Annotated in this window: 22 protein-coding genes and 1 pseudogene; 14 read left to right on the forward strand and 9 right to left on the reverse strand. The window is 34.7% G+C overall.

Features of this window, described 5'->3' with window-relative positions:
* Positions 1-109: 109 nt before the first annotated feature.
* Positions 110-520 carry a hypothetical protein gene (locus tag ACIQLB_RS20675; RefSeq protein ID WP_400730205.1) on the reverse strand — a complete coding sequence of 137 codons (411 nt, stop codon included), beginning with the start codon at positions 518-520 and terminating at the stop codon, positions 110-112.
* A 728-nt stretch (positions 521-1,248) separates the two neighbouring features.
* Positions 1,249-2,751 (reverse strand): SH3 domain-containing protein, encoded by a 1,503-nt coding sequence (locus ACIQLB_RS20680; protein ID WP_400730207.1) that lies wholly within the window; start codon positions 2,749-2,751, stop codon positions 1,249-1,251.
* 270 nt (positions 2,752-3,021) lie between these two features.
* On the opposite strand from ACIQLB_RS20680, the pseudogene ACIQLB_RS20685 reads away from it, so the two are divergent.
* Together ACIQLB_RS20685 and ACIQLB_RS20690 are read left to right on the forward strand one after the other, a co-directional pair.
* Positions 3,022-4,351 (forward strand): annotated as a pseudogene (locus tag ACIQLB_RS20685) (IS3 family transposase).
* Positions 4,352-4,462: 111 nt separating this feature from the next.
* Positions 4,463-5,923, forward strand: coding sequence for an IS1182 family transposase (locus ACIQLB_RS20690; RefSeq protein WP_400730209.1), 1,461 nt, complete (start codon positions 4,463-4,465; stop codon positions 5,921-5,923).
* Between the two features lie 207 nt (positions 5,924-6,130).
* On the opposite strand, the gene ACIQLB_RS20695 is transcribed toward ACIQLB_RS20690, so the two are convergent.
* The gene (locus ACIQLB_RS20695) at positions 6,131-6,334 is read right to left on the reverse strand and encodes a nucleotidyltransferase domain-containing protein (protein WP_400730211.1); all 204 of its coding nucleotides are present in this window, start codon (positions 6,332-6,334) and stop codon (positions 6,131-6,133) included.
* 556 nt (positions 6,335-6,890) lie between these two features.
* Positions 6,891-7,478: a hypothetical protein gene (locus ACIQLB_RS20700; RefSeq protein WP_400730214.1), complete on the reverse strand. Its 588-nt coding sequence runs from the start codon at positions 7,476-7,478 to the stop codon at positions 6,891-6,893.
* A gap of 248 nt (positions 7,479-7,726) precedes the next feature.
* Here ACIQLB_RS20700 and ACIQLB_RS20705 point away from each other — a divergent pair, with 248 nt between their 5' ends.
* From ACIQLB_RS20705 to ACIQLB_RS20750, 10 genes are all read left to right on the forward strand, one after another.
* Positions 7,727-8,449, forward strand: a complete 723-nt coding sequence (locus ACIQLB_RS20705; protein WP_400730216.1) for an ATP-binding cassette domain-containing protein — start codon at positions 7,727-7,729, stop codon at positions 8,447-8,449.
* On the forward strand, positions 8,446-9,195 hold the full coding sequence (locus ACIQLB_RS20710) for an ABC transporter permease (RefSeq protein ID WP_400730219.1): 750 nt from the start codon (positions 8,446-8,448) through the stop codon (positions 9,193-9,195). The genes ACIQLB_RS20705 and ACIQLB_RS20710 overlap by 4 nt, the downstream gene beginning before the upstream one ends.
* 8 nt (positions 9,196-9,203) lie before the next feature.
* Complete coding sequence (locus ACIQLB_RS20715) at positions 9,204-9,581, forward strand: group-specific protein (RefSeq protein ID WP_400730222.1); 378 nt, start codon at positions 9,204-9,206, stop codon at positions 9,579-9,581.
* Between the two features lie 10 nt (positions 9,582-9,591).
* Positions 9,592-10,095, forward strand: coding sequence for an RNA polymerase sigma factor (locus ACIQLB_RS20720; RefSeq protein WP_400730305.1), 504 nt, complete (start codon positions 9,592-9,594; stop codon positions 10,093-10,095).
* Positions 10,088-10,336: a hypothetical protein gene (locus ACIQLB_RS20725; protein WP_400730224.1), complete on the forward strand. Its 249-nt coding sequence runs from the start codon at positions 10,088-10,090 to the stop codon at positions 10,334-10,336. Before ACIQLB_RS20720 ends, ACIQLB_RS20725 begins: the two co-directional genes overlap by 8 nt.
* A gap of 68 nt (positions 10,337-10,404) precedes the next feature.
* Positions 10,405-11,190, forward strand: coding sequence for a nucleotidyltransferase domain-containing protein (locus tag ACIQLB_RS20730; protein ID WP_400730227.1), 786 nt, complete (start codon positions 10,405-10,407; stop codon positions 11,188-11,190).
* Between the two features lie 92 nt (positions 11,191-11,282).
* The gene (locus ACIQLB_RS20735; RefSeq protein ID WP_082172689.1) at positions 11,283-11,435 is read left to right on the forward strand and encodes a YpzG family protein; all 153 of its coding nucleotides are present in this window, start codon (positions 11,283-11,285) and stop codon (positions 11,433-11,435) included.
* A gap of 265 nt (positions 11,436-11,700) precedes the next feature.
* Positions 11,701-12,225, forward strand: coding sequence for a GNAT family N-acetyltransferase (locus tag ACIQLB_RS20740; RefSeq protein WP_400730231.1), 525 nt, complete (start codon positions 11,701-11,703; stop codon positions 12,223-12,225).
* Between the two features lie 16 nt (positions 12,226-12,241).
* On the forward strand, positions 12,242-12,439 hold the full coding sequence (locus ACIQLB_RS20745; protein ID WP_400730234.1) for a hypothetical protein: 198 nt from the start codon (positions 12,242-12,244) through the stop codon (positions 12,437-12,439).
* A gap of 646 nt (positions 12,440-13,085) precedes the next feature.
* Positions 13,086-13,514: an NUDIX hydrolase gene (locus tag ACIQLB_RS20750; protein ID WP_400730236.1), complete on the forward strand. Its 429-nt coding sequence runs from the start codon at positions 13,086-13,088 to the stop codon at positions 13,512-13,514.
* A gap of 135 nt (positions 13,515-13,649) precedes the next feature.
* Here the strand turns inward: ACIQLB_RS20750 and metC are convergent, their stop codons facing one another.
* On the reverse strand, positions 13,650-14,816 hold the full coding sequence (metC, locus tag ACIQLB_RS20755) for a cystathionine beta-lyase (RefSeq protein ID WP_400730239.1): 1,167 nt from the start codon (positions 14,814-14,816) through the stop codon (positions 13,650-13,652).
* The gene (locus ACIQLB_RS20760; RefSeq protein ID WP_400730242.1) at positions 14,800-15,933 is read right to left on the reverse strand and encodes a methionine biosynthesis PLP-dependent protein; all 1,134 of its coding nucleotides are present in this window, start codon (positions 15,931-15,933) and stop codon (positions 14,800-14,802) included. Before ACIQLB_RS20760 ends, metC begins: the two co-directional genes overlap by 17 nt.
* A 187-nt stretch (positions 15,934-16,120) precedes the next feature.
* On the opposite strand from ACIQLB_RS20760, the gene ACIQLB_RS20765 reads away from it, so the two are divergent.
* A complete protein-coding gene (locus tag ACIQLB_RS20765) occupies positions 16,121-16,669 on the forward strand; it encodes a Rossmann-fold NAD(P)-binding domain-containing protein (RefSeq protein WP_400730245.1) in 549 nt (182 codons plus the stop codon).
* 68 nt (positions 16,670-16,737) lie between these two features.
* Here the strand turns inward: ACIQLB_RS20765 and mscL are convergent, their stop codons facing one another.
* A complete protein-coding gene (gene mscL, locus ACIQLB_RS20770) occupies positions 16,738-17,127 on the reverse strand; it encodes a large conductance mechanosensitive channel protein MscL (RefSeq protein ID WP_370044391.1) in 390 nt (129 codons plus the stop codon).
* 173 nt (positions 17,128-17,300) lie between these two features.
* Here mscL and ACIQLB_RS20775 point away from each other — a divergent pair, with 173 nt between their 5' ends.
* The gene (locus tag ACIQLB_RS20775; RefSeq protein WP_400730248.1) at positions 17,301-17,999 is read left to right on the forward strand and encodes a lytic transglycosylase domain-containing protein; all 699 of its coding nucleotides are present in this window, start codon (positions 17,301-17,303) and stop codon (positions 17,997-17,999) included.
* A gap of 167 nt (positions 18,000-18,166) precedes the next feature.
* Here ACIQLB_RS20775 and ACIQLB_RS20780 read toward each other — a convergent pair whose 3' ends face one another.
* Together ACIQLB_RS20780 and ACIQLB_RS20785 are read right to left on the reverse strand one after the other, a co-directional pair.
* The gene (locus ACIQLB_RS20780; RefSeq protein WP_400730251.1) at positions 18,167-18,424 is read right to left on the reverse strand and encodes a GlsB/YeaQ/YmgE family stress response membrane protein; all 258 of its coding nucleotides are present in this window, start codon (positions 18,422-18,424) and stop codon (positions 18,167-18,169) included.
* A 198-nt stretch (positions 18,425-18,622) separates the two neighbouring features.
* Positions 18,623-19,168 (reverse strand): cysteine hydrolase family protein, encoded by a 546-nt coding sequence (locus tag ACIQLB_RS20785; protein WP_400730253.1) that lies wholly within the window; start codon positions 19,166-19,168, stop codon positions 18,623-18,625.
* Between the last annotated feature and the right edge of the window lie 273 nt (positions 19,169-19,441).

Raw genomic sequence — 19,441 nt, forward strand, 5'->3', positions numbered from 1 at the left:
CTGCCTTTTTGTTTTAGAGAAAACAGCCCTTGATAAAAAGTAGGCTTATATAAATTTTTAATCAAACTATATTAAAAGTACACCAACGTTCTGATTTACAAGAGAAAGATTATTTTTTGTATACAGGATTCCTGTCAAGAAAATCATCTATTTCTTCCTTCAAGGTATAAACCTGAGTGAAGTAAAGATGACCTACCAAAATACCTTTAGATTTCCATTTCTCCATTTCATTATAATGTAAAGTTACAAAATACTCATACAATTTTTCCCTTCCAATTCCTTGTTTTTCAGCCATCTCTGCAATAGAAAGACCTTTTTTCCAATATACGTCATACTCTTTAGCAGTTAAACCCAATAGTTTATAAATTTCATCATATTTATATTGAAATTGGTAAACCACTTCACCTTCACTTGTAGCTATTTCATCTAAATGACTATCTTTTGCTTGAGCAATTTTGGGGGAATTCGAACAAATAGAAATTAAAAACAAGGATAAAACTGTTTTTATAAGGAGCTTCAAAATAACACCTCCTCCATTTTTGATTTTAACTATGTTTTATTTTGTGGGGTTTTCAAAATTTTATGCCGTTCACTAAATCTTATGAAAAGAATATATTTGAGTGACTCTGCTGTTTTAAAAACTGTTGTTATTTAACTAACGGGGCAGTTTAGTTGATTAAGCTAACGAATTTTAAAGGAGAGTAGAAATTGAGTATGAATCAATTATATTTATCTTTAAATAAAGCAGGTTTGATGTTTAAGGGGAATTCATAACAGGGAGAGGTTGATTTCATTCATCTTGAAACTGACGAGAATGGAACAACAAATTCAGTGGATGTAAATACATTTGAAACGCTTTTTGGGGATGTAAAAGGGAATCCAAGCTACGAGGCATTGTCGGGTTCTCATACTTTTAAATGGGAAGATACGCAAACACTATGACAGCAGAGGAAATGAGTTATCAAATATTTTAACAAGTGGAAAGAGCAAGGGTTGTTTAACTAACGAGAGCGGTAGGTTAATAAGAAAAGGGCTTGCGTGTATGATTGAATCTCATATATGCAAGTCCTTTTGTTATGCTTTCTCAATCACTCCAGTAGCTTAACACAAGACTTTGTAGCTCCCATCAAGCAATCTGTGTCAATGAATTTAGTTATGAAAGGTTCGAGGAGTGTCAAGAAAGGATTTATTAAACATAAAAAAGAAAAGATGACTTTTATAGTTACCTTTTCACTTGTAAGTAGCAATTTAGTTATTGAATATTTGTTCGTAACGGTGGAAGAATGCCACTGTGTGCGCTCTTGCTAGAGAATCATTTGGTTTAAACTCTTCATTTGTTTTAGTAGTTGTTAAACCATTATCACGAAGGAATTTAATAGCTTCTGACTGAGATACAGTCTTACCATAATGCATTGAAGCTAAGATACGAGCGAAGTTACCCCGTGTGATATCCTTACCTGCAATGGCTTGTTTGGATGCTGTGTTTGCACCTAGAACTGGTAGAGAGTATTTTGTAGCCAGTTGGTAGTTTACGTCTCCATACCATGAAGTATTAGCTATCGTTGAAGCTAGTTCTGATGGTTTGAAGTAACGTAATAGGATAGATAACATTTGGTTTTCCGTTAAGTTAGTGTACGGTTTAAGTAAGTTTTCGTACTTACCTGTTGATGGGTTTTTCACGTTTGGGTATCCACTGATGATACCGATGTTGACTGCCCACTTAAAATCCTCAGCCCAGTATTGGTTTGCATTGTAATCAGCAAACTTTGATACATCAACGTTGCCCGTTGTGGGCGGTGTTACTGGAGGTGTTGAAGCTGAGTAGTTTAAATAACTTGATGCTACATACCCCTCTGTCCCGTCACTTCTTTTCACAGGATACCAAACAAAATGGTTTTTCTTCGTTGATACTTTTTCATATTCAAAAGGACCCGTAATGGTAATAATTTCACCTTCACGTAAAGTACCCAAAGAAGGACTATCCGTAGTAGGTCTTGTCCTAAATGTTACATTAGTTATTGCACTAACTTTTTGATTTGTTTCAAAAAAATACTTAGATTTTGTTAATGGTAAATCAAAATCATAGTTCATCGTTGAAAATTTAATATTTTCCCTGCTGTTAGAGTCATATTGAAAATGTTCACGTGAAAAAGGCAGCTCTGTTAAGTCTATTAATTCCAATTTCTTGATAATTTGGAGAATTCTTTCTTGATAGGCATTTGCATTTCTTTCACCAGTTGCTTGGACAAAAGGACTATTTACTGGCTTAGTACCGTTATAAGCCATGATAGCGAAGTACCAATGTTCCAGTACATCTCTTTCCCCACCGTTGATGCTAGGTAAATCCTTCCGCTTAAACATATTATCTAGAGTCTCTACACCAGCTTGAATATTATAGACAATATCGCTTTTTAGTCTATCTTGATTGTAGCCGGCTTGATTTGTAATTTGCATAATGCCAATCCCCTTATCAGCTGTCACAATCGCTTCACCATTCACATCGAAATGACGCCAATTTCCACTTTCACCTTCCGCAATTGCCTTCACAATTTCAGGAGGAACATCATAAATCAGTGCTGTTTCGGTTAACAAACAGTTCATTGTGGAAAAATCAGGGTTTACTTTCGATGCCGAATTATAATCACATGTATTTGCAATATTACTAGCTAATACATTTTTATCTATATTTATAGATAGAGAGAGGGCACCAATGGCAATAACACTAATCAATGGTTTCAATATCTTTTTCATATCTGAATATTACACTTCCTTTCATATTTTCTAAAGTTAAAAGATTCAGATATATGTTATCATAAACCCAATATTTGGGATAGTGGTAATATTCAATGTTTCTTTCATTTAACAGGATTGAGTGATAAATGGTAGCCCTAACATATATTGTTTAATATTGATTCGGTTTCGACTTTTAAACTGTACCCTATAAGATAGACACTTTGAAAAAAGTCTATCCTATAGGGTACTTTTGTTTATAATGAGAAAAAAGATGTCGGAGCGGAATAAATGACGAAAAGATTATTTACTAAAAAAGAGCAAGAACAACTAAAATGTAATCCTAATGTCCAGGCTATTAGTGATAAAGCGATTACTTATACTGAGGAATTTAAACGCCATTTTATTGCAGAAAATGAAAAAGGAAAACTCCCAAGAACGATTTTTGAAGAGGCTGGTTTAGATGTTGAACTTATTGGTTTGAAGCGCATTAGTTCAGCGGGAAAGCGTTGGCGTGCAGCTTATCGTACAACTGGAGTAGCTGGTCTACAAGATACACGTAAAACGAATTCAGGTCGTCCATCAGAACGGGAATTAAGTTTAGAAGAAAAAATTGCACGATTAGAAGCGAAAAATAGATTATTACAAGCGGAGAATGAACTTTTAAAAAAGCTCGATCTACTCGAAAGGCAGATGTTAAAGAAGAAATAACAATCGCAACGGAACTAAAGTTTGAATTAATCAGTAAAACGATTCAAAAATATAAACTAAAACGTTTAGTAAGCTATCTAAGTGAAATCATGGGCGTATCACGTTCAGGTTACTATAATTATTTCACAGAGAAATCAATGCAAAAGCGTGCAGCATATGAATTAGCAGATGAAGCAACCAAAGAAATCATTTTAAAAGCGTATCATTTCCGAGGACGTAGAAAAGGTGCACGTCAAATTAAAATGACGTTAGAAAATCAATATGGAATTACATATAACTTAAAACGTATTCGCCGCATTATGAGAAATTTGAGATTATATGCCCAATTCGAAAAGCGAATCCGGCACGTAGAATGGCCAAAGCAACAAAAGAACATCGTACATGTCCAAATGAATTACAGTGTAACTTTAAACAAGGTGTAGCAGGAAAAGTATTATTAACAGATATCACGTATTTGACGTATGGAAACGGCAAACGTGCTTATTTATCAACGATTAAGGGCGCTGAGACAAACGAAATTTTAGCGTATGAAGTATCTGCTTCATTAAGTATGGATATCGCGCTTAATACTCTTCGTAAATTGAAGCGAAATCACCACCATTTAACGAAAGATGCATTTATTCATTCAGATCAAGGATTCCATTATACGAATCCAAAATTCCAGAAACTTGTGAAGGAAATGGGACTAGGGCAATCTATGTCACGTCGAGGAAACTGTTGGGATAACGCCCCTCAAGAATCCTTCTTCGGTCATTTTAAAGATGAAACCAATCTGAAAGCGTGCGAAACATTGGAAGAAGTAAAACGAGAAGTGAAAAGTTATATGATGTATTACAACCATTATCGAGGGCAATGGAACTTGAAAAAGCTGCCGCCTGCAAAATACGAGGGCACTGAAAAAGTCCAATAAATATCGAAAGTGATTGTGGGAACGGAAATCCGTTCCCACAATCGTTTTTTCTTTTCTTTCCATTCTCTTACCATAGTATAATAAATAAAACTAACTAGAGGTGGTGCGACCATGATTTCCAAACAAGAAACTTTCAATTTAAGTCCTTATATGGCGTTGTACGATTTAATTATTCCAAAAGATAATATGCTTCGCCAAATAAATGAGGTCGTTGATTTTTTATTTATCTTAGACGAACTAAAATCAAAATATTGTTTGGATAATGGTCGTAATGCGATCCCACCAATTCGTATGTTCAAATATTTACTCTTAAAAGCGATTCATGACTTATCCGATGCTGACCTTGTCGAGCGTTCTAAATACGATATGTCCTTTAAATATTTTTTAGATATGGCACCTGAAGATGATGTGATTGATTCGAGTTCTCTTACTAAGTTTCGCCGTCTACGCCTACAAGACATGAATTTATTAGATTTACTTATCGGAAAGACGGTTGAAATTGCATTAGAAAGAGGCATTATTACAAGTAAAACGATTATCGTCGATGCGACTCATACAAAAGCACGTTATAATCAAAAATCACCGAAAGAATTTTTACAGGAAAAATCTAAAAATGTTCGTAAAGCTGTCTATCAATTCGATGAAAATATGAAAGGGAAATTCCCTGCAAAATCAACGTCAAATGAAGTTGCAGAGGAATTGGATTACTGCCGTCAAGTGGTCAAAATTGTGGAAACACAGACAAAAATTTCTCAAATCCCCGTTGTGAAAGAAAAGTTAAATGTGTTAAAAGAAGTCATTGATGATTACGATTTACAACTGAGCTATTCAACTGATCCGGACGCACGTGTCGGACATAAATCTGCGGACTCTTCTTTCTTTGGTTTCAAAACGCATGTTGCGATGAGTGATGAACGAATTATTACAGCAGCGATTGTGACTACAGGTGAAAAAAGTGATGGGAATTATCTTCAAGAGCTAATTGAAAAAAGTAAAGATACAAGTATGGTAATTAATACAGTGATTGGTGATACAGCTTATTCAGGAAAAGATAATTTACAATATGCAAATTCAGAGAACCTTCAATTAATTTCAAAGTTGAATCCATCAATTACAAACGGTAACGGTCAACGAAAAACGGAATTTGATTTTAATAAAGATGCAGGTATGTTTGTTTGTCCAGCTGGGCATATGGCTATCCGGAAAGCACGCACAGGAAAGAAGAATGACAAAAAAAGTCAGCGATTAAAGTTTTATTTCGATATAGAAAAGTGTAAGGTATGTCCATTGCGTGAAGGCTGTTATAAAGAAGGTGGAAAAATGAAAACTTATAGTATTTCAATAAAATCCACCGACCACAAAGAGCAAGAAGCCTTTCAAGAAACTGAAATTTTCAAAGAGCTTTCAAAAAAAAGATATAAAATCGAAGCCAAAAATAATGAAATTAAAAATCCGCACGGGTTCCATACGGCCAAATCAGCGGGTTTATTTGGCATGGAAATACAAGGGGCCACAACGATATTTGCGGTAAATCTCAAACGAATATTGAAACTGCTAAACGAAAAAGATTAAGTAATAGACAATAAAATAAGACACTTTCTGTTCAAAATGTACAGAAAGTGTCTTAATTTTATTTGAAAAACTACTGAACCCTTAAAAAGCTCAAGTTTTTCAGTGCTCTCGCAAAATACAGACAGCAGCTTCAAAAGGTTGCTTAGCTTTTTTTCAAAATGTCCTTTACAAAAGGGTACACTTTATTTTTAGTTGGCTTTCTTTCATTTACTTACTGCTTCCATTAACAGTTTTAATAGAAGCTTGTCTAACCTCTTCCGTTGGACTATCTTTCCAAAATATAAATAACTCTATATCAGAATATTCATCGTGCCAATTACGTGAAATAGACCCCCCAAGCAGTACAGCCTCAACCTTAGAATTTTGCATATAAATTTTAGAAATTTCTGACGCCAATGACTTTAAATTCAAATTTATACCCCCTATATATCTTTGTATTTATAACAAATTCTAACAATTCTTTTATTCAACTAACCTGCTCCGTTAGTTGAGTAAGACAAGATAAAATCATAAAAATGAGGCTGGGACAAAAGTGTTTCAGCAAACAAAAATACCGAACTATCCAATGAAACGCTCATGAAGTGTTTCGGAATAGTTCGGTTTTTCTTTTTATCGTGTTTTGTTAATTTAGAGATTATTCGGCTTTATGAAGGAACCATTTAGTTATGTCCCAACCTCATTTATTTATATACGTTTGAAGGTTGTCACCCTAAGATAAGTATTTGAGAGGTCTTTTTGTATGTACAGCAATCACGGTGTCCGACAGTTAAAAAGAGAAAGATAACGAACACGCACTCGCTAAATTCGCACCGATCGCTCGGTGTTGACATTAACAAAAGCGTAAAAGTCTGATTGGTTCAATTTTTAATAAGTAGAAAAAATTTACTTTATGGGTGAAATATATTATGAGGACTGAACGGGCTATTTAGTGGCTATTATTCGTAGTTAATTCTCTTTATCTTGTTTATTAACTTAATTCGTTCGTTACTACTTGGATAAATTCATCTCGATATTGTGATTCAAAAATAGTAACCCCTTTTTCTCTGGAAAGATGTTGTAACTTTTGAATCTTTGCTTCATCGTGCTCCATAAAGGCTTTTTCTACATATTGTAAATCTTGCAAGATATGATGTATAAATGTATCCCCTTCTCTTTTGATATCTAAAGCAATAAAGTCAAAAGATAAAAATGTTTTAGTAGGTATAATAATTTTATCAAACAAATAGTTTAAAGCTTTAAAAGGGACATAAGGGATTCCTTTCTTATACTCATATTTCTCAATAATAGGTAAAACCTCATCAATAAATCTTTGTATTTTTTCAATATCGTATAGCTTTGTATCTTCTAAATCATGCTTCTTGATAATCTGCTGTATTTTTTCATATTGATTTTGTTCTAACAGTTGCTTCATATAAAGGAGCTCTTCTTTGAATTTGGATCGTACTTTTTTACTTAATTGTCGATGATCAATAACAGCGTATTCGATTAGCTCCCAGTCTATCTCTGGACCAAAATGTGGTCCTAAAAAATACTTAAGTTCTTCAAAATCGCTCACTTCGGTAACTCCCTTTAAATTAGTATTCTATTAATTGTGAAGTAAAAACAATAAAAAATTTGGCCTAACCACTCATCGTGTCAGGATGAAATCCCTTTATTTTTACTTAATTACCAACAATTATTTATTTTACATAAAAAAACATTTTATAGAAACATATATTTTTATTTCATTTTTTTAAAATAAAATGAACCTTTTGCAATCCCCGTTTGTATAGTCAGTGAACATATAAAAAGGGAGGGCTTATTTTGGAGCTTATTGTGAAGGATATTGTGAAAAAATATAATGGTGTGAACGTTTTAGATGGTGTGTCGGCCACATTTAAAATGGGGTACTGTTATTTATTATTAGGTCAGAATGGAGCGGGTAAATCTACATTATCAAAATGCATAGCTGGAGATGTAAAACCTGATGGTGGTTCCATTCTATTCAATGATTCATCCCAATATGTACAAGAGCAAGTTGCATTGCAGTACCAATTTTTCTCGAGTTATCAACATCTTAAAATTCGTGAAGTGATGGCTCTTTTTACTACATTGACGAACAATAAGAATGATTTGGGAGAGCTATATGAAATATTAGGATTACCGACTTATGACCATATATTGTTGAAAAATGCATCAGGCGGTCAACGAAAAGCAATATCCATCTTCCTTTCATTTTTATTAAATAAACCGATCATCATTTTAGATGAGCCGTTTGCTGATTTAGATTTAACAAAGAAAAAGCAATTGATGTTTTACTTACGAGATGAAATTCATCAACGTAACAAAATGATTATTATTATTAGTCATGAAGTGGCAGGGTTAGAACCTTTATTTGATTATGTAGTGATCTTAAAAGACGGGAAGCTCATTGAAAATAGCACACAGGATGAGCTCTATAGAAAATACACAGACGCGAAATTGCCAGGAATCGAAGGTCTCTACTATGAAGTAACAGGTCAAATTTTAGGAGGAAAAGCGGGATGATTAAACAAATTGCAAAAATGTATATGTTAGAAAGTATTCGCAATCCAGGAATGACTATTGGAAATTTACTACCATCCTTTATATTTATGATTACTTCAGTGATTTGTAAAAATATAGTGACTGAAGATGTGATAGATTTTATGATTAAAGGTCAGTTTTTACCATTTTCAATTTTAATGTTAATTTTCTCATTTGCATTTTCTAGCGCTACTATATATTTGGCAGATATGAAGGCCAATAAAACCCTCCAATGGGTACAACGAACAGGCGTTAAGCCACACACTTACTATATTGGTATGGGAATAGGTGTCTTTACATTATTAAATGTATTTTTAGTGCTACTACTCATTGGTTATTCCTTCAGCATTGATATTTCACTTTCATCTTATTTTATGATTATTTTGATTAGTAATTTTGTTTTACTGGCATTATATCCATTGAGTTTTATATTGGCGGGTCTATTTAAAAACGAGAAAGTTGCTCAAAGCATGTTAGTGCCAATTATGATTTTATTCATGTTTTCAGTAACGATGACAACGATGTTTTTAACGCTTGCGGAGAAAAACCCACATGATTATTATATTTTTCTAAGCTGGAATCCAATGCTTTATTTAAATGATAGCTTGCAAATGTACTTAAATTTAATCAATGAAACATGGCTTCCGCAATATCAATATTGTATAATTTTAGCAGTTGTTAGCTTGGTGTTAGCAGCCATCGCTAAAAAAGTATATATCAGTCAGTAGGTGATTTTATGGGAATTGGATTTATTGTATCTTTAATTGCAATTGGAGTTTGGACTATTATTATTTTGGGAATTACAATCCCGATGGATAAAAAATATGTTGTTCGCGAAAATGGAAAAATTAATTATAAAAAAACAACAATTTATTTACGTTGGAATGTATTTGATACGTTAACGCTCGTTTTAGCCATATATACAATACTTTGTGTACAGACATTAAACATACTCTTATTTTGCAGTCAAACAATCGAAAATCCATATGTACAGTTTTTTACAAATCAATCGCAAGCATGGGTCATTGTAATAGTAGGCTATTTGGTATCTCGTCTTTCTATGACCTTGAAGGCTATTAAGGCTCATTTGGGGGATGAGCTAGATGATGAGTAATGAAGAGTGGATGGAGGCCTATAAAAACGGCGATGTCGAGGGCTTTGAACAGCTCTATAGTCGTTTGTATGAGCCATTGTACTGCTTTTTATTTCGCTATACTCGGGAAGATCAGCTAAGCATTGATATTGTGCAAGATACCTTTGAGCGTTTACAATATATTAAAGAGGATTTTGATCAACAAAAAGGAACGGTGAAAGCATTTTTATTTCAAATTGCGTATCGCTTAATGATTAATAAATTGAATCGGCGGAAAAAATGGCGCACACTGTTCCCGTTTTTAGTACCGACGTCAAGTCATCGCATATCTGCTGACGAGAAATTAACGATACAAGAAGCGATACTTCAATTACCCGAAAAGCAACGAGCTGTTATTTTGCTTGTTTACTATCATGATTTGCCACTGGAGGATATTGCACAAATTTTGTCCATTCCCCTTGGTACCGTTAAATCGAGGCTACATAATGCGATAAAGGCTTTGAAGGAAGAGCTAAAGGAGGATTTCGATGCTTAAGGATGAATTTCAAAAGGAGCAATGGCTGAAAGACCGCTTAGATGATGATAAAGTGGAGATTCCCCAGCAACTAATGACATACAAGAAAAGTCGCTGGCAACGTTTTCTTCAGTATTTAGCCTCACCAACAAAGGATCCGTTAGAGCCAATATGTACATCTTCAATCGGCTACACCTCTTTGAAAATAGTGCCTATTGTCGCGGCTGTATTTATTACAATTCTCCAAATTTTATTGCAATAAATTTTATGAACTAATCAATTATGCCGAGGCATAGTTGATAAGAATAAATTTGGAAAGTGGTTTTTTATATGAAAGAAATAATACTTAGTAAATTAAAAGAAATTGAAAGTGAGTATCAAGTAAAAATTTTATACGCTGTAGAATCGGGTAGTCGTGCTTGGGGATTTCCTTCTAAGGATAGTGATTATGATGTTCGTTTCATATATATTCATCAACCTCAATGGTATCTTTCAATTGACCCTCAAGGAATTGGTGCGAAGAGGGATGTTATTGAAGTGCCTATTAATGATTTATTAGATATTAGTGGTTGGGAAATAACAAAAGCATTAAGGCTTTTTCGCAAAAGTAATCCACCTCTTTTAGAATGGTTACGAAGCAATATTATTTATGACCAACAATATTCATTTATTGACAATGTACGATCATTAGAAAAAGAAGTATTTTATCCAAATGCAAGCTTATATCATTATTTAAATATGGCAAAAAACAATTATCGTGAGTATTTACAGGGCTCAGAAGTAAAAATAAAAAAATATTTCTATGTCCTCAGACCAATCTTAGCATGTAAATGGATAGAACAAAAAAATACGGTTCCACCAATTGATTTTCAGGAATTGTTAAATGAAATCATTTCTGAGGGTCCTTTAAAAACGGAAATTCAGCAACTTTTGCAGAGAAAGATGGCTGGTGATGAACTTAATATGGAGTCGCAAATTGAAAGTATTAATGAGTATTTAGATAAAGAAATAGTGCATATTGAGACATATTGCAAAAATCTTCATGTTAAAGTCGATGATCCTACACAAAAATTAGATGCGTTATTTAGACATACATTGCAAGAAGTGTGGGGTTAATGGAGATAGAAAACTGAATAATTTTTCATTGTAAGGTTATACTAAAAAAGGTTTCACTTATGAAATCTATATTGATGAGGAGGATGGCACGAATGAGTAGGTTCGAACAACTAGACCCAAAATCTCAAAAAATCCACCGCAACTGGTCAAGGATTAAGCGTTCAAAATCTCAAGTAAATGGTGAAACGGAGATTACTCTCCATAACCGTATCTTGAGAAGTGAAGCAAAAGCCCGACAGTTTTAATCATGCTAGAAAAGTAAGTGTCATCAAGCCCAGAAATTATTCTGGGTTTTTTTATTTTACGGAATTGTAAAATTGACCAATTATTATTTTATCTTCAATTATTTGTAAAATCCGATATAGTCTATAACGCAAATTAAAGATGGAGACAATTTTATTTTGAAGATAACGTCCTATACTCATACGATAAATTTTCTTCAATCTACGAATACTTAACTAAAGATAATCATCAAGGAGACTTAATGAATAGTTGAAAGGAGTGAGGATTTTGACAGAAAAAATCAAAATTAGAGTTGCCAATGAAGAGGATGCTAAAACCTTGTTGGAAATCCAGAAAGGAGTTTTAGCAGAAAAAGATTATTTAATCACTACAATAGATGAATTTCAGAGAACAATTGATGAGCAAAGAGAATGGATACAAGCGAAAATAACAAATGAACGTGAAACAATTTTTATCGCACAATATCAAGGGAAAATAGTTGGCTGGCTTGTATTTCAATCACCACAAAGAAAACGATTAGCACATACAGGTACCTTTGGCATGATGGTGCTTAATGAATATCGTGGTCTAGGAATTGGCAAACTCTTAATTGAAAAGCTACTAGAATGGGCAGAGCACAACCCTTATATTGAAAAAATTAGTCTTGGCGTATTTTCAACAAACGAAAGGGCTATTGCGCTCTATAAAAAGATGGGATTTATTGAAGAAGGAAGAAAAATCAATGAAGTTAAGTTACATGACAATGAATATATAGATGATGTTCTAATGTATAAGATGGTAGTAAAAATTTGAAAGGAAATATGCTTACATGAAAAAATATAATTTCACACAAGAATTGGCCAATCAAATTAATAATTATCAATCGATAGATGCTTTTTATACGAAAATCATGAAAACGGTTGAGCCTGCAAATATTGGCTTTATTTATATAGAGCCTGGTGGTGTTGTTGGGATGCATGAGGCGCCTGTCCCACAGTTATTTATTGTGATTCAGGGTTTGCGGTGAAGATCAAGAAAAAGTAATCATAAAGACAGGGGAAGGTGTTCTTTGGCAAACTGGAGAGGCACATGAATCTGGAAGTGATTCAGGCTTAACAGCACTTGTTATTCAATCCGAGCAAATCAATCTTGCATAGATTACATATAAAATGTGTAACGGAGTAAGCTATAACTCCGTTACACTAAGTTATCTTTAGGCCTAGTTTAACTGTTTTCAATAAGTGACCATCAAATAACTCATCAAACTCCTCCATTTTCTTGAAGCCCTTCGCTTGATAAAAGTTCATGCCAATCGTATTTTCCTTTTCTACATAAAGTAAATATATGGAGTAAAGTTCTGCCTCACCATCACAACATTTGAAAAATTTGCAAAGCCTACTATTGATTTTTCAAGTATAGCAACTAAAAACAAACTATTTTCTAAACGACTTAGTAATCGATCACTACTATAATCAGTTTGTAAAAAACGGTTTTGAATGTCATTTGGGATAATTCCTTTGTATGTTTGATGCCAACTATTTTTAGCAATTTCTTACACAAAAATGATGTCATTCTTTTGCATGTGTCGTATAATTGAACTCAATACTTTTCACTCGAAAATCCAAATTTTTCTATTTATTGTAACATCAAATCGCGCGAAAGGGGATGACTTCATGCAAGTTGTTGGAAAGGCATTTGGTTATATTACGAGGGAGCATGAGGGTCAGTTACAAGTGCTAGTATTTGAGCAAAATACAGAAGGAGCAGGAATTCAAATTCCTAAAGGCACAGTAGAGGAAGGGGAAACACCGCTAGAGGCAGTAAGACGGGAGATGTTTGAGGAGACAGGTTTATCCTGTTTAGTAGTGAAGGGTTTAATTGCCCAGGATTATTTTAATCATCATTCAGGGCTATTACAAAAACGCTATTTTTATCATTTAACAACAAATGAAAAATCAGATTCATGGAAGCATTGTCCGACAGGTGTAAATGAGGCAGGCTTAGAATTTTCATATTACTGGATAACAGATGAACAAGAAGTAACTTTGGCAAAGGGACATGGAGATTATTTATATAGAGTGTTAGCTCGTGTGAACAACTGATTTTTAAACATTTTGAGTGTACATTTAAGAACAAGAGGCTGGGTCACATCAGAAAAGCGCGAGAAATCAACGTTTTTAAAATTGATTTCTCGCGCTTTTAAGGTTTTGACCAGTTTATGCCCCAGCCTTGTCTTGCTATATAGCCTTTGCAGCAACCATCTCTAATGCCTGAGCGAAATCGGCGATCAGATCGTCAACATGCTCTAGTCCCACTGAGAATCGTAATAGCCCATCAGTAATACCACGTTTTGCACGCTCCTCAGGCTCCATTGCTGCATGGCTCATTTTAGCAGGGTAGGATAAAATCGATTCAACGCCACCAAGTGAGACAGCGAAAACTGGAATTTTCATCGCTTCTACTAGCGCTTTTGCAGCTTCATAGCTTGGTAGGCGGAAGGATAGTACTGCACCTGCACTCGTGGACTGGCTATGATGAATCTCGTAGCCAGGATGTGCTGCAAGCCCAGGGTAATATACTTGCTCGACAAGGGAATTTGTAGCTAAAAACTCCGCAATCTTTTGTGCCGATTCTGTAGAACGAGTAAAACGTACATCTGTTGTTTTAATATTTTGCAATAAAGTAAAGCAGTCCTGTACACCTAATATATTGCCGAATGAATTTTGGATAAAGTATAGCTCCTGACCAAGCTTTTCGTCAGCAGTCACTGTCAATCCCGCGATAATATCAGAGTGCCCAGATAAAAACTTTGTAGCACTATGAATGACAACATCGACACCTAGTTCAAGTGGACGTTGGTGTAAAGGTGTCATAAACGTATTGTCTAAAAACGTTAAGCAATTATGCTGCTTGGCAAGTGCTGCTACTCCACGAATATCTGTGATGCCAAGTGTTGGATTTGACGGTGTTTCCATATAGAGTAACTTTGTAGCTGGTGTAATGGCTGCTTCTACTGCCGCTAAATCTGTGTAATCAACGAAAGTATGGGAAATACCGAAGCGTGGTAAAACCTTGGAGACGAAGCGGTATGTTCCTCCATAAACATCCTCTGTAATGACAATATGATCACCCTGAGATAATAGCATTAATGCTGCAGATACAGCGGCAATCCCAGAAGAAAATGCATGAGCTCGTACTCCGCCTTCAAGCTCAGCTATTGCTTTTTCTAATGCATCCCGCGTAGGGTTGCCAGAACGTGCATAATCATATTCGCCGAATTCATCGATACTTTCCTGATGAAAAGTAGATGATAAATACATAGGCACATTGACTGCACCTTTTTTATTTTCATAGCCGTCACGGACACCTGCGTGAATTAGGCTTGTTTCAATATGCTGCTTCATTTTTAACCTCTTTTCTAAGGATATCGAATACTTGTTTTAAGTCTGCAATTAAATCTTCAGCCTCTTCAACACCAATAGAGAAGCGGAGTAGTCGGTCACAAACACCACGTTCAATACGCTCCTCATAAGGCATATCTGCGTGAGTTTGAGTAGCAGGATACGTAATGAAGCTTTCAACACCACCAAGGCTTTCAGCAAAAGTAATTAGCTTTAAGTTTCGAAGGAATGGGTCAATCCACTCAGCCTTTTCCAAGCGGAATGAAAGCATGCCACCTTTTCCTGTGTATAGCACGTCTGTTACAAGCTCTTCTTCCTCTAAATATGCGGCAATTGCTTTGGCGTTCGCATCGTGCTGCTTTAATCGAAGATGCATTGTTTTTAATCCGCGAATAAGTAACCAGGAATCCATCGCACCTAATACCATACCGCTACCATTATGAATAAAGCCAATGCGTTCGGCTAATTCAGCACCCTTTGCGACAACTAAACCAGCTAACACATCATTATGTCCGCCAATATATTTAGTTGCCGAATGAATGACAATGTCTGCACCTAATTCGATTGGACGTTGGAAATATGGTGTATAGAACGTATTATCGACAATTAACCATGCCCCATGCTTGTGAGCTAATTCTGCATATACTTGCAAATCAAATTCCTGCATAAGCGGATTTGTTGGTGTTTCAATAAATAGAGCACGCGTATTGTCGTTGATTAATGCTTCTACCTGTTCAACTGATTCAAATTTTGAGTAGACAGGCTTAATATTATATGTTTCTTTAAAGAAATTAAAAAGTCGATATGTACCACCATATAAATCATCAGGCACCACTAATTCATCACCAGGCTTAAACAATGATAGAACTAGTTGAATAGCAGCCATCCCAGAGCTACAGGCAAAGCCCTCATCTCCGCCCTCTAAATCTGCAATTCCTGCTTCTAATAGAGCACGAGTTGGATTTTTTGTACGTGCATAATCAAAACCAGTGGATTCACCGATACCTGTATGTTTGTAAGCTGTCGATAAATGGATTGGTGGGCTGACAGCACCTGTTATCGGATCACTTAAATTCCCAAGTTGTACAAGTTTTGTTTCAATACTTCTGCTGTTTGTCATGTCGTCACTCTTTTCTTCATCTTAATAAAGGGGGAGTCTATTAGACCTTGTTTTCCCCATATTCTCAATAATTGTTACCAATTTAACATGTATACTAAAGAAGAACAAGATAATTTCAGAAAATTAGCGAGATTATTTATATTAAATCATCTAGGAATAGTAGGAGATAAAGAAGGGAGAAAAGTAAATGAAACATTGGCTAGTAATAGGTGGAACAGGAATGCTAAAGGAAGTTTCTGTATGGCTTATACAGGGAGGTAATCATGTAACCGTTATTGGGAGACAGCAAAATAAAATGCAAAGATTGATAAATGAAGCAAAAAATGCTTCAAATTTGACGCCTTTATTAGTTGATTATACGAATTACAACAGCTTTAAAACGGCATTAATAGAGTCTCAACAAACTAATGGGTCGTTTGATTGTATTATTTCTTGGATTCATGGCTCTGATAAAAAAGTTTGGGAGTCGCTTTTAGAAGCAATCCCTACTACAAAAAATATAATTATTTACCATATAAAAGGAAGTAGCTCTTACTTAAACAATGACCGTACAAAATGTTATATCCCTTCTAATATAATTTATCGAGAGGTGAAACTTGGATTTATCATAGAAGACAACAACTCTTCAAGATGGCTAACGAATAGTGAAATTGCACAAGGAATTATTGATGCAATAGAACAAGAAATACCGGAAAAACATGTGGGAGTATTTGAACAATGGAATTTACGTCCTTAAAGGAAAAAGAATCTGCCTATTACCTCGGATAAGTCGAAGTAATTAGACAGATTCTTTTTAACTTTAATTTAAGCTTGTTCTTTTTTTAATAAATCTCGAATTTCTTTTAGAAGCTCTTCTTTAGCATCCAATTCTGGTGCTGGTTCTTCCACAACAGCCTCTTCTTTTTTTCGAGATAGCTTGGTCATAATTCGTAATGCCATGAAAATTGCAAATGCAATTATTAAAAAGTCAATGATCGACTGTAAAAATTCACCTAATTTAACTTTCGCATCTCCTGAGCCAAACACAAAGCTCTCTGTTAAATCAATACCACCAGTTAAGACACCGACTAATGGCATTATGATATTTGCAACTAAGGAGGTAACAATTTTACCGAAAGCACCACCAATTACTACTGCCACTGCTAAATCGACAATATTGCCTTTCATAGCAAACTCTTTAAAGTCTTTCCACAAAACAAATTCCTCCCTATTTTTATCCATATAAAATAATCGAATTATATTTTACTATATTTTTCTCTTTCTTTTCAACTATTAAAGTAGTGGTAAATATATACTGAAAAATCTATCTGCTCTATCATCTAAAATTTTGGTAATATAGAAATAAAATAAAAGATTAGGTGTGACTTATGACGGAAAAAAAGAAGAAAAAGCCGAAGCTATCGCCTTCCACTCAATTAGGCATGATCGCTTTATTAATACCAATAGCGATAACTGTTTGTGTTTTCGTATTTTTTGCATGGAAGGAGCTACAAACATCACCTATATTTGAAAAATTAGCTCGGGTAAAAGCACTGGAAGAAATTCAGCAATATTTCGATATGAAAATTCCTGAGCAATATATTCCTATCTATGTAGCAGCAGAAGAGAAATACGGCGTACCTTGGACTTTGCTTGCAGCCCATCATCGAGTTGAAACACGATTCTCCTCAATGAAATCGCTCGTTTCACCAGTTGGCGCAGAAGGTCCTATGCAATTTATGCCTTGTACATTTGTCGGTTGGAAACATTCTTCCTGCTCGGGGTTAGGAAAAGGGGATATACCGAAGGCTGAGTTAATGGATCCAGAAATCATAAAAAAATATGGTGGATATGGCGTAGATGCTAATGGGGACGGCATAGCAGACCCATTTGATATTGAGGACGCTATTTTTAGTGCCGCGAATTATTTATCGAAAAATGGCGCAGCAGATGGTCATATAGAGGAAGCTATTTTTAAGTACAATCATAGTGATGAATATGTTAAAAAAGTGTTACATTATTTCAATGTGTATAATGAGCATCATGATGAGCTAAAGGAAGCAGTTGTTTTAAATAAAGAAAAGTAAAGTACCATCACAAAGATGCTCTTTAAAAATAAAGTAATAGATTTTTACGTGCGAAAAGGACTCGACACACTCATGTAAAGCGTTCACATTAAAATATTCCCTTGATCATTTTATTTTCAAAAATATAAGTAAAGAGCCATCAAAATTGATGGCTCTTTATTACATATTTAGGTCGCTTTACGCATACTTTTTAAAATAAGGCTTACGATGAATATCAGCACGACAGCACCGATTAATGCTGGGAATACGTAAAAGTTACTAACTCTCCAACCCCAGTTGCCAAGAACCATACTACCGATCCACGAACCGACAACCCCTGCAACAATATTTCCAATAATGCCGCCAGGTACATCTTTACCTAAAATTACGCCAGCTAACCAACCTAATACTCCGCCGATGATTAAATACCAAATGAAGCTAATCATTTTTTTCATCTCCTTAAAATTAAGATATAATGGCGATTGCTTAGTTATGCCCTGAATGGAGTAGTTTAAACGCGTCTCGCTTCTTTAGTAATTATTACAAATTCACGATAATGTTTTTCATTCAGCATTATTTTTTTACCGAATGCGTAGCGACACGTACAGAAGATTCCCGCCTCTGAAGGTGGAAGGCGAAATTAATTACTTAACAACTGTTGCGCCTAATGTATGTTCAAAATGACGTAATGCCCATTCATGACCTGCAGCATCAAAACTTGCAACACCATCTGTATAAACAACCGTTGAAATACCCAAATTATAAGCATCAACTGCTGTATGTAAAATACAAATATCAGTACAAACGCCAACTAAATGAATTTCTTTGATACCTCGCTCATTCAATAAAATCGATAAATTGGTTCCGGCAAATGCGCTATAGCGAGTTTTATCGAGCCACAAAACTTTATCCTTGTGAAGGTTATAAATTTTGCCAACTTGCCCGTATAAATGACGTCCTTTAGTGTCACGAATATTATGAGGGGGAAATAGCTTTGTTTCAGGATGGAACGGATCATCTTCCTCATGTAGATCATTCGCAAAAACGACAAATTCGTTTTCAATAATAAATTTTTGAATTAAGGATGAAATTTTTTTATCTAATGCTTGACCGGGCTCTCCACAAGTTAGTTTTCCATCAGAAGCGACAAAATCATACGTATAATCAATTACTAATAAAGCCTTTTTCAACCTTTTCACTCTCCCTATAGGTATAATTTCACTTTTATCATGCCATATTTGGGCCAGTTTGTCAGAAAAATGATTCGATTTTAATATTACGAATAGTTTGAAAATTGATTTTTCTGAGAGTATAATGTGAAAAAAAGGAGAGTGGTCTATATGAATAAAACATCTATGAAACGTTTAAATCGCCAAGGATTACTGATTGCAGGCTTACATCTGCTAGTATTGTTAAATTTAGCAGCGGATTTCATATTTTCCTCGTAATCTCTTAAAATAATA

The sequence above is a fragment of the Lysinibacillus sp. NPDC092081 genome (assembly GCF_044755845.1).
GTDB lineage: Bacteria > Bacillota > Bacilli > Bacillales_A > Planococcaceae > Lysinibacillus.

Bases quoted from the DNA above. Each gene is read 5' to 3' on its own strand.
- ACIQLB_RS20680 (WP_400730207.1), bottom strand. From the start codon at position 2,751: ATGAAAAAGATATTGAAACCATTGATTAGTGTTATTGCCATTGGTGCC.
- ACIQLB_RS20690 (WP_400730209.1), top strand. From the start codon at position 4,463: ATGATTTCCAAACAAGAAACTTTCAATTTAAGTCCTTATATGGCGTTG.
- ACIQLB_RS20710 (WP_400730219.1), top strand. From the start codon at position 8,446: ATGATTAAACAAATTGCAAAAATGTATATGTTAGAAAGTATTCGCAAT.
- ACIQLB_RS20715 (WP_400730222.1), top strand. From the start codon at position 9,204: ATGGGAATTGGATTTATTGTATCTTTAATTGCAATTGGAGTTTGGACT.
- ACIQLB_RS20720 (WP_400730305.1), top strand. From the start codon at position 9,592: ATGGAGGCCTATAAAAACGGCGATGTCGAGGGCTTTGAACAGCTCTAT.
- ACIQLB_RS20725 (WP_400730224.1), top strand. From the start codon at position 10,088: ATGCTTAAGGATGAATTTCAAAAGGAGCAATGGCTGAAAGACCGCTTA.
- ACIQLB_RS20730 (WP_400730227.1), top strand. From the start codon at position 10,405: ATGAAAGAAATAATACTTAGTAAATTAAAAGAAATTGAAAGTGAGTAT.
- ACIQLB_RS20735 (WP_082172689.1), top strand. From the start codon at position 11,283: ATGAGTAGGTTCGAACAACTAGACCCAAAATCTCAAAAAATCCACCGC.
- ACIQLB_RS20745 (WP_400730234.1), top strand. From the start codon at position 12,242: ATGAAAAAATATAATTTCACACAAGAATTGGCCAATCAAATTAATAAT.
- ACIQLB_RS20750 (WP_400730236.1), top strand. From the start codon at position 13,086: ATGCAAGTTGTTGGAAAGGCATTTGGTTATATTACGAGGGAGCATGAG.
- metC (WP_400730239.1), bottom strand. From the start codon at position 14,816: ATGAAGCAGCATATTGAAACAAGCCTAATTCACGCAGGTGTCCGTGAC.
- ACIQLB_RS20760 (WP_400730242.1), bottom strand. From the start codon at position 15,933: ATGACAAACAGCAGAAGTATTGAAACAAAACTTGTACAACTTGGGAAT.
- ACIQLB_RS20765 (WP_400730245.1), top strand. From the start codon at position 16,121: ATGAAACATTGGCTAGTAATAGGTGGAACAGGAATGCTAAAGGAAGTT.
- ACIQLB_RS20775 (WP_400730248.1), top strand. From the start codon at position 17,301: ATGACGGAAAAAAAGAAGAAAAAGCCGAAGCTATCGCCTTCCACTCAA.
- ACIQLB_RS20780 (WP_400730251.1), bottom strand. From the start codon at position 18,424: ATGATTAGCTTCATTTGGTATTTAATCATCGGCGGAGTATTAGGTTGG.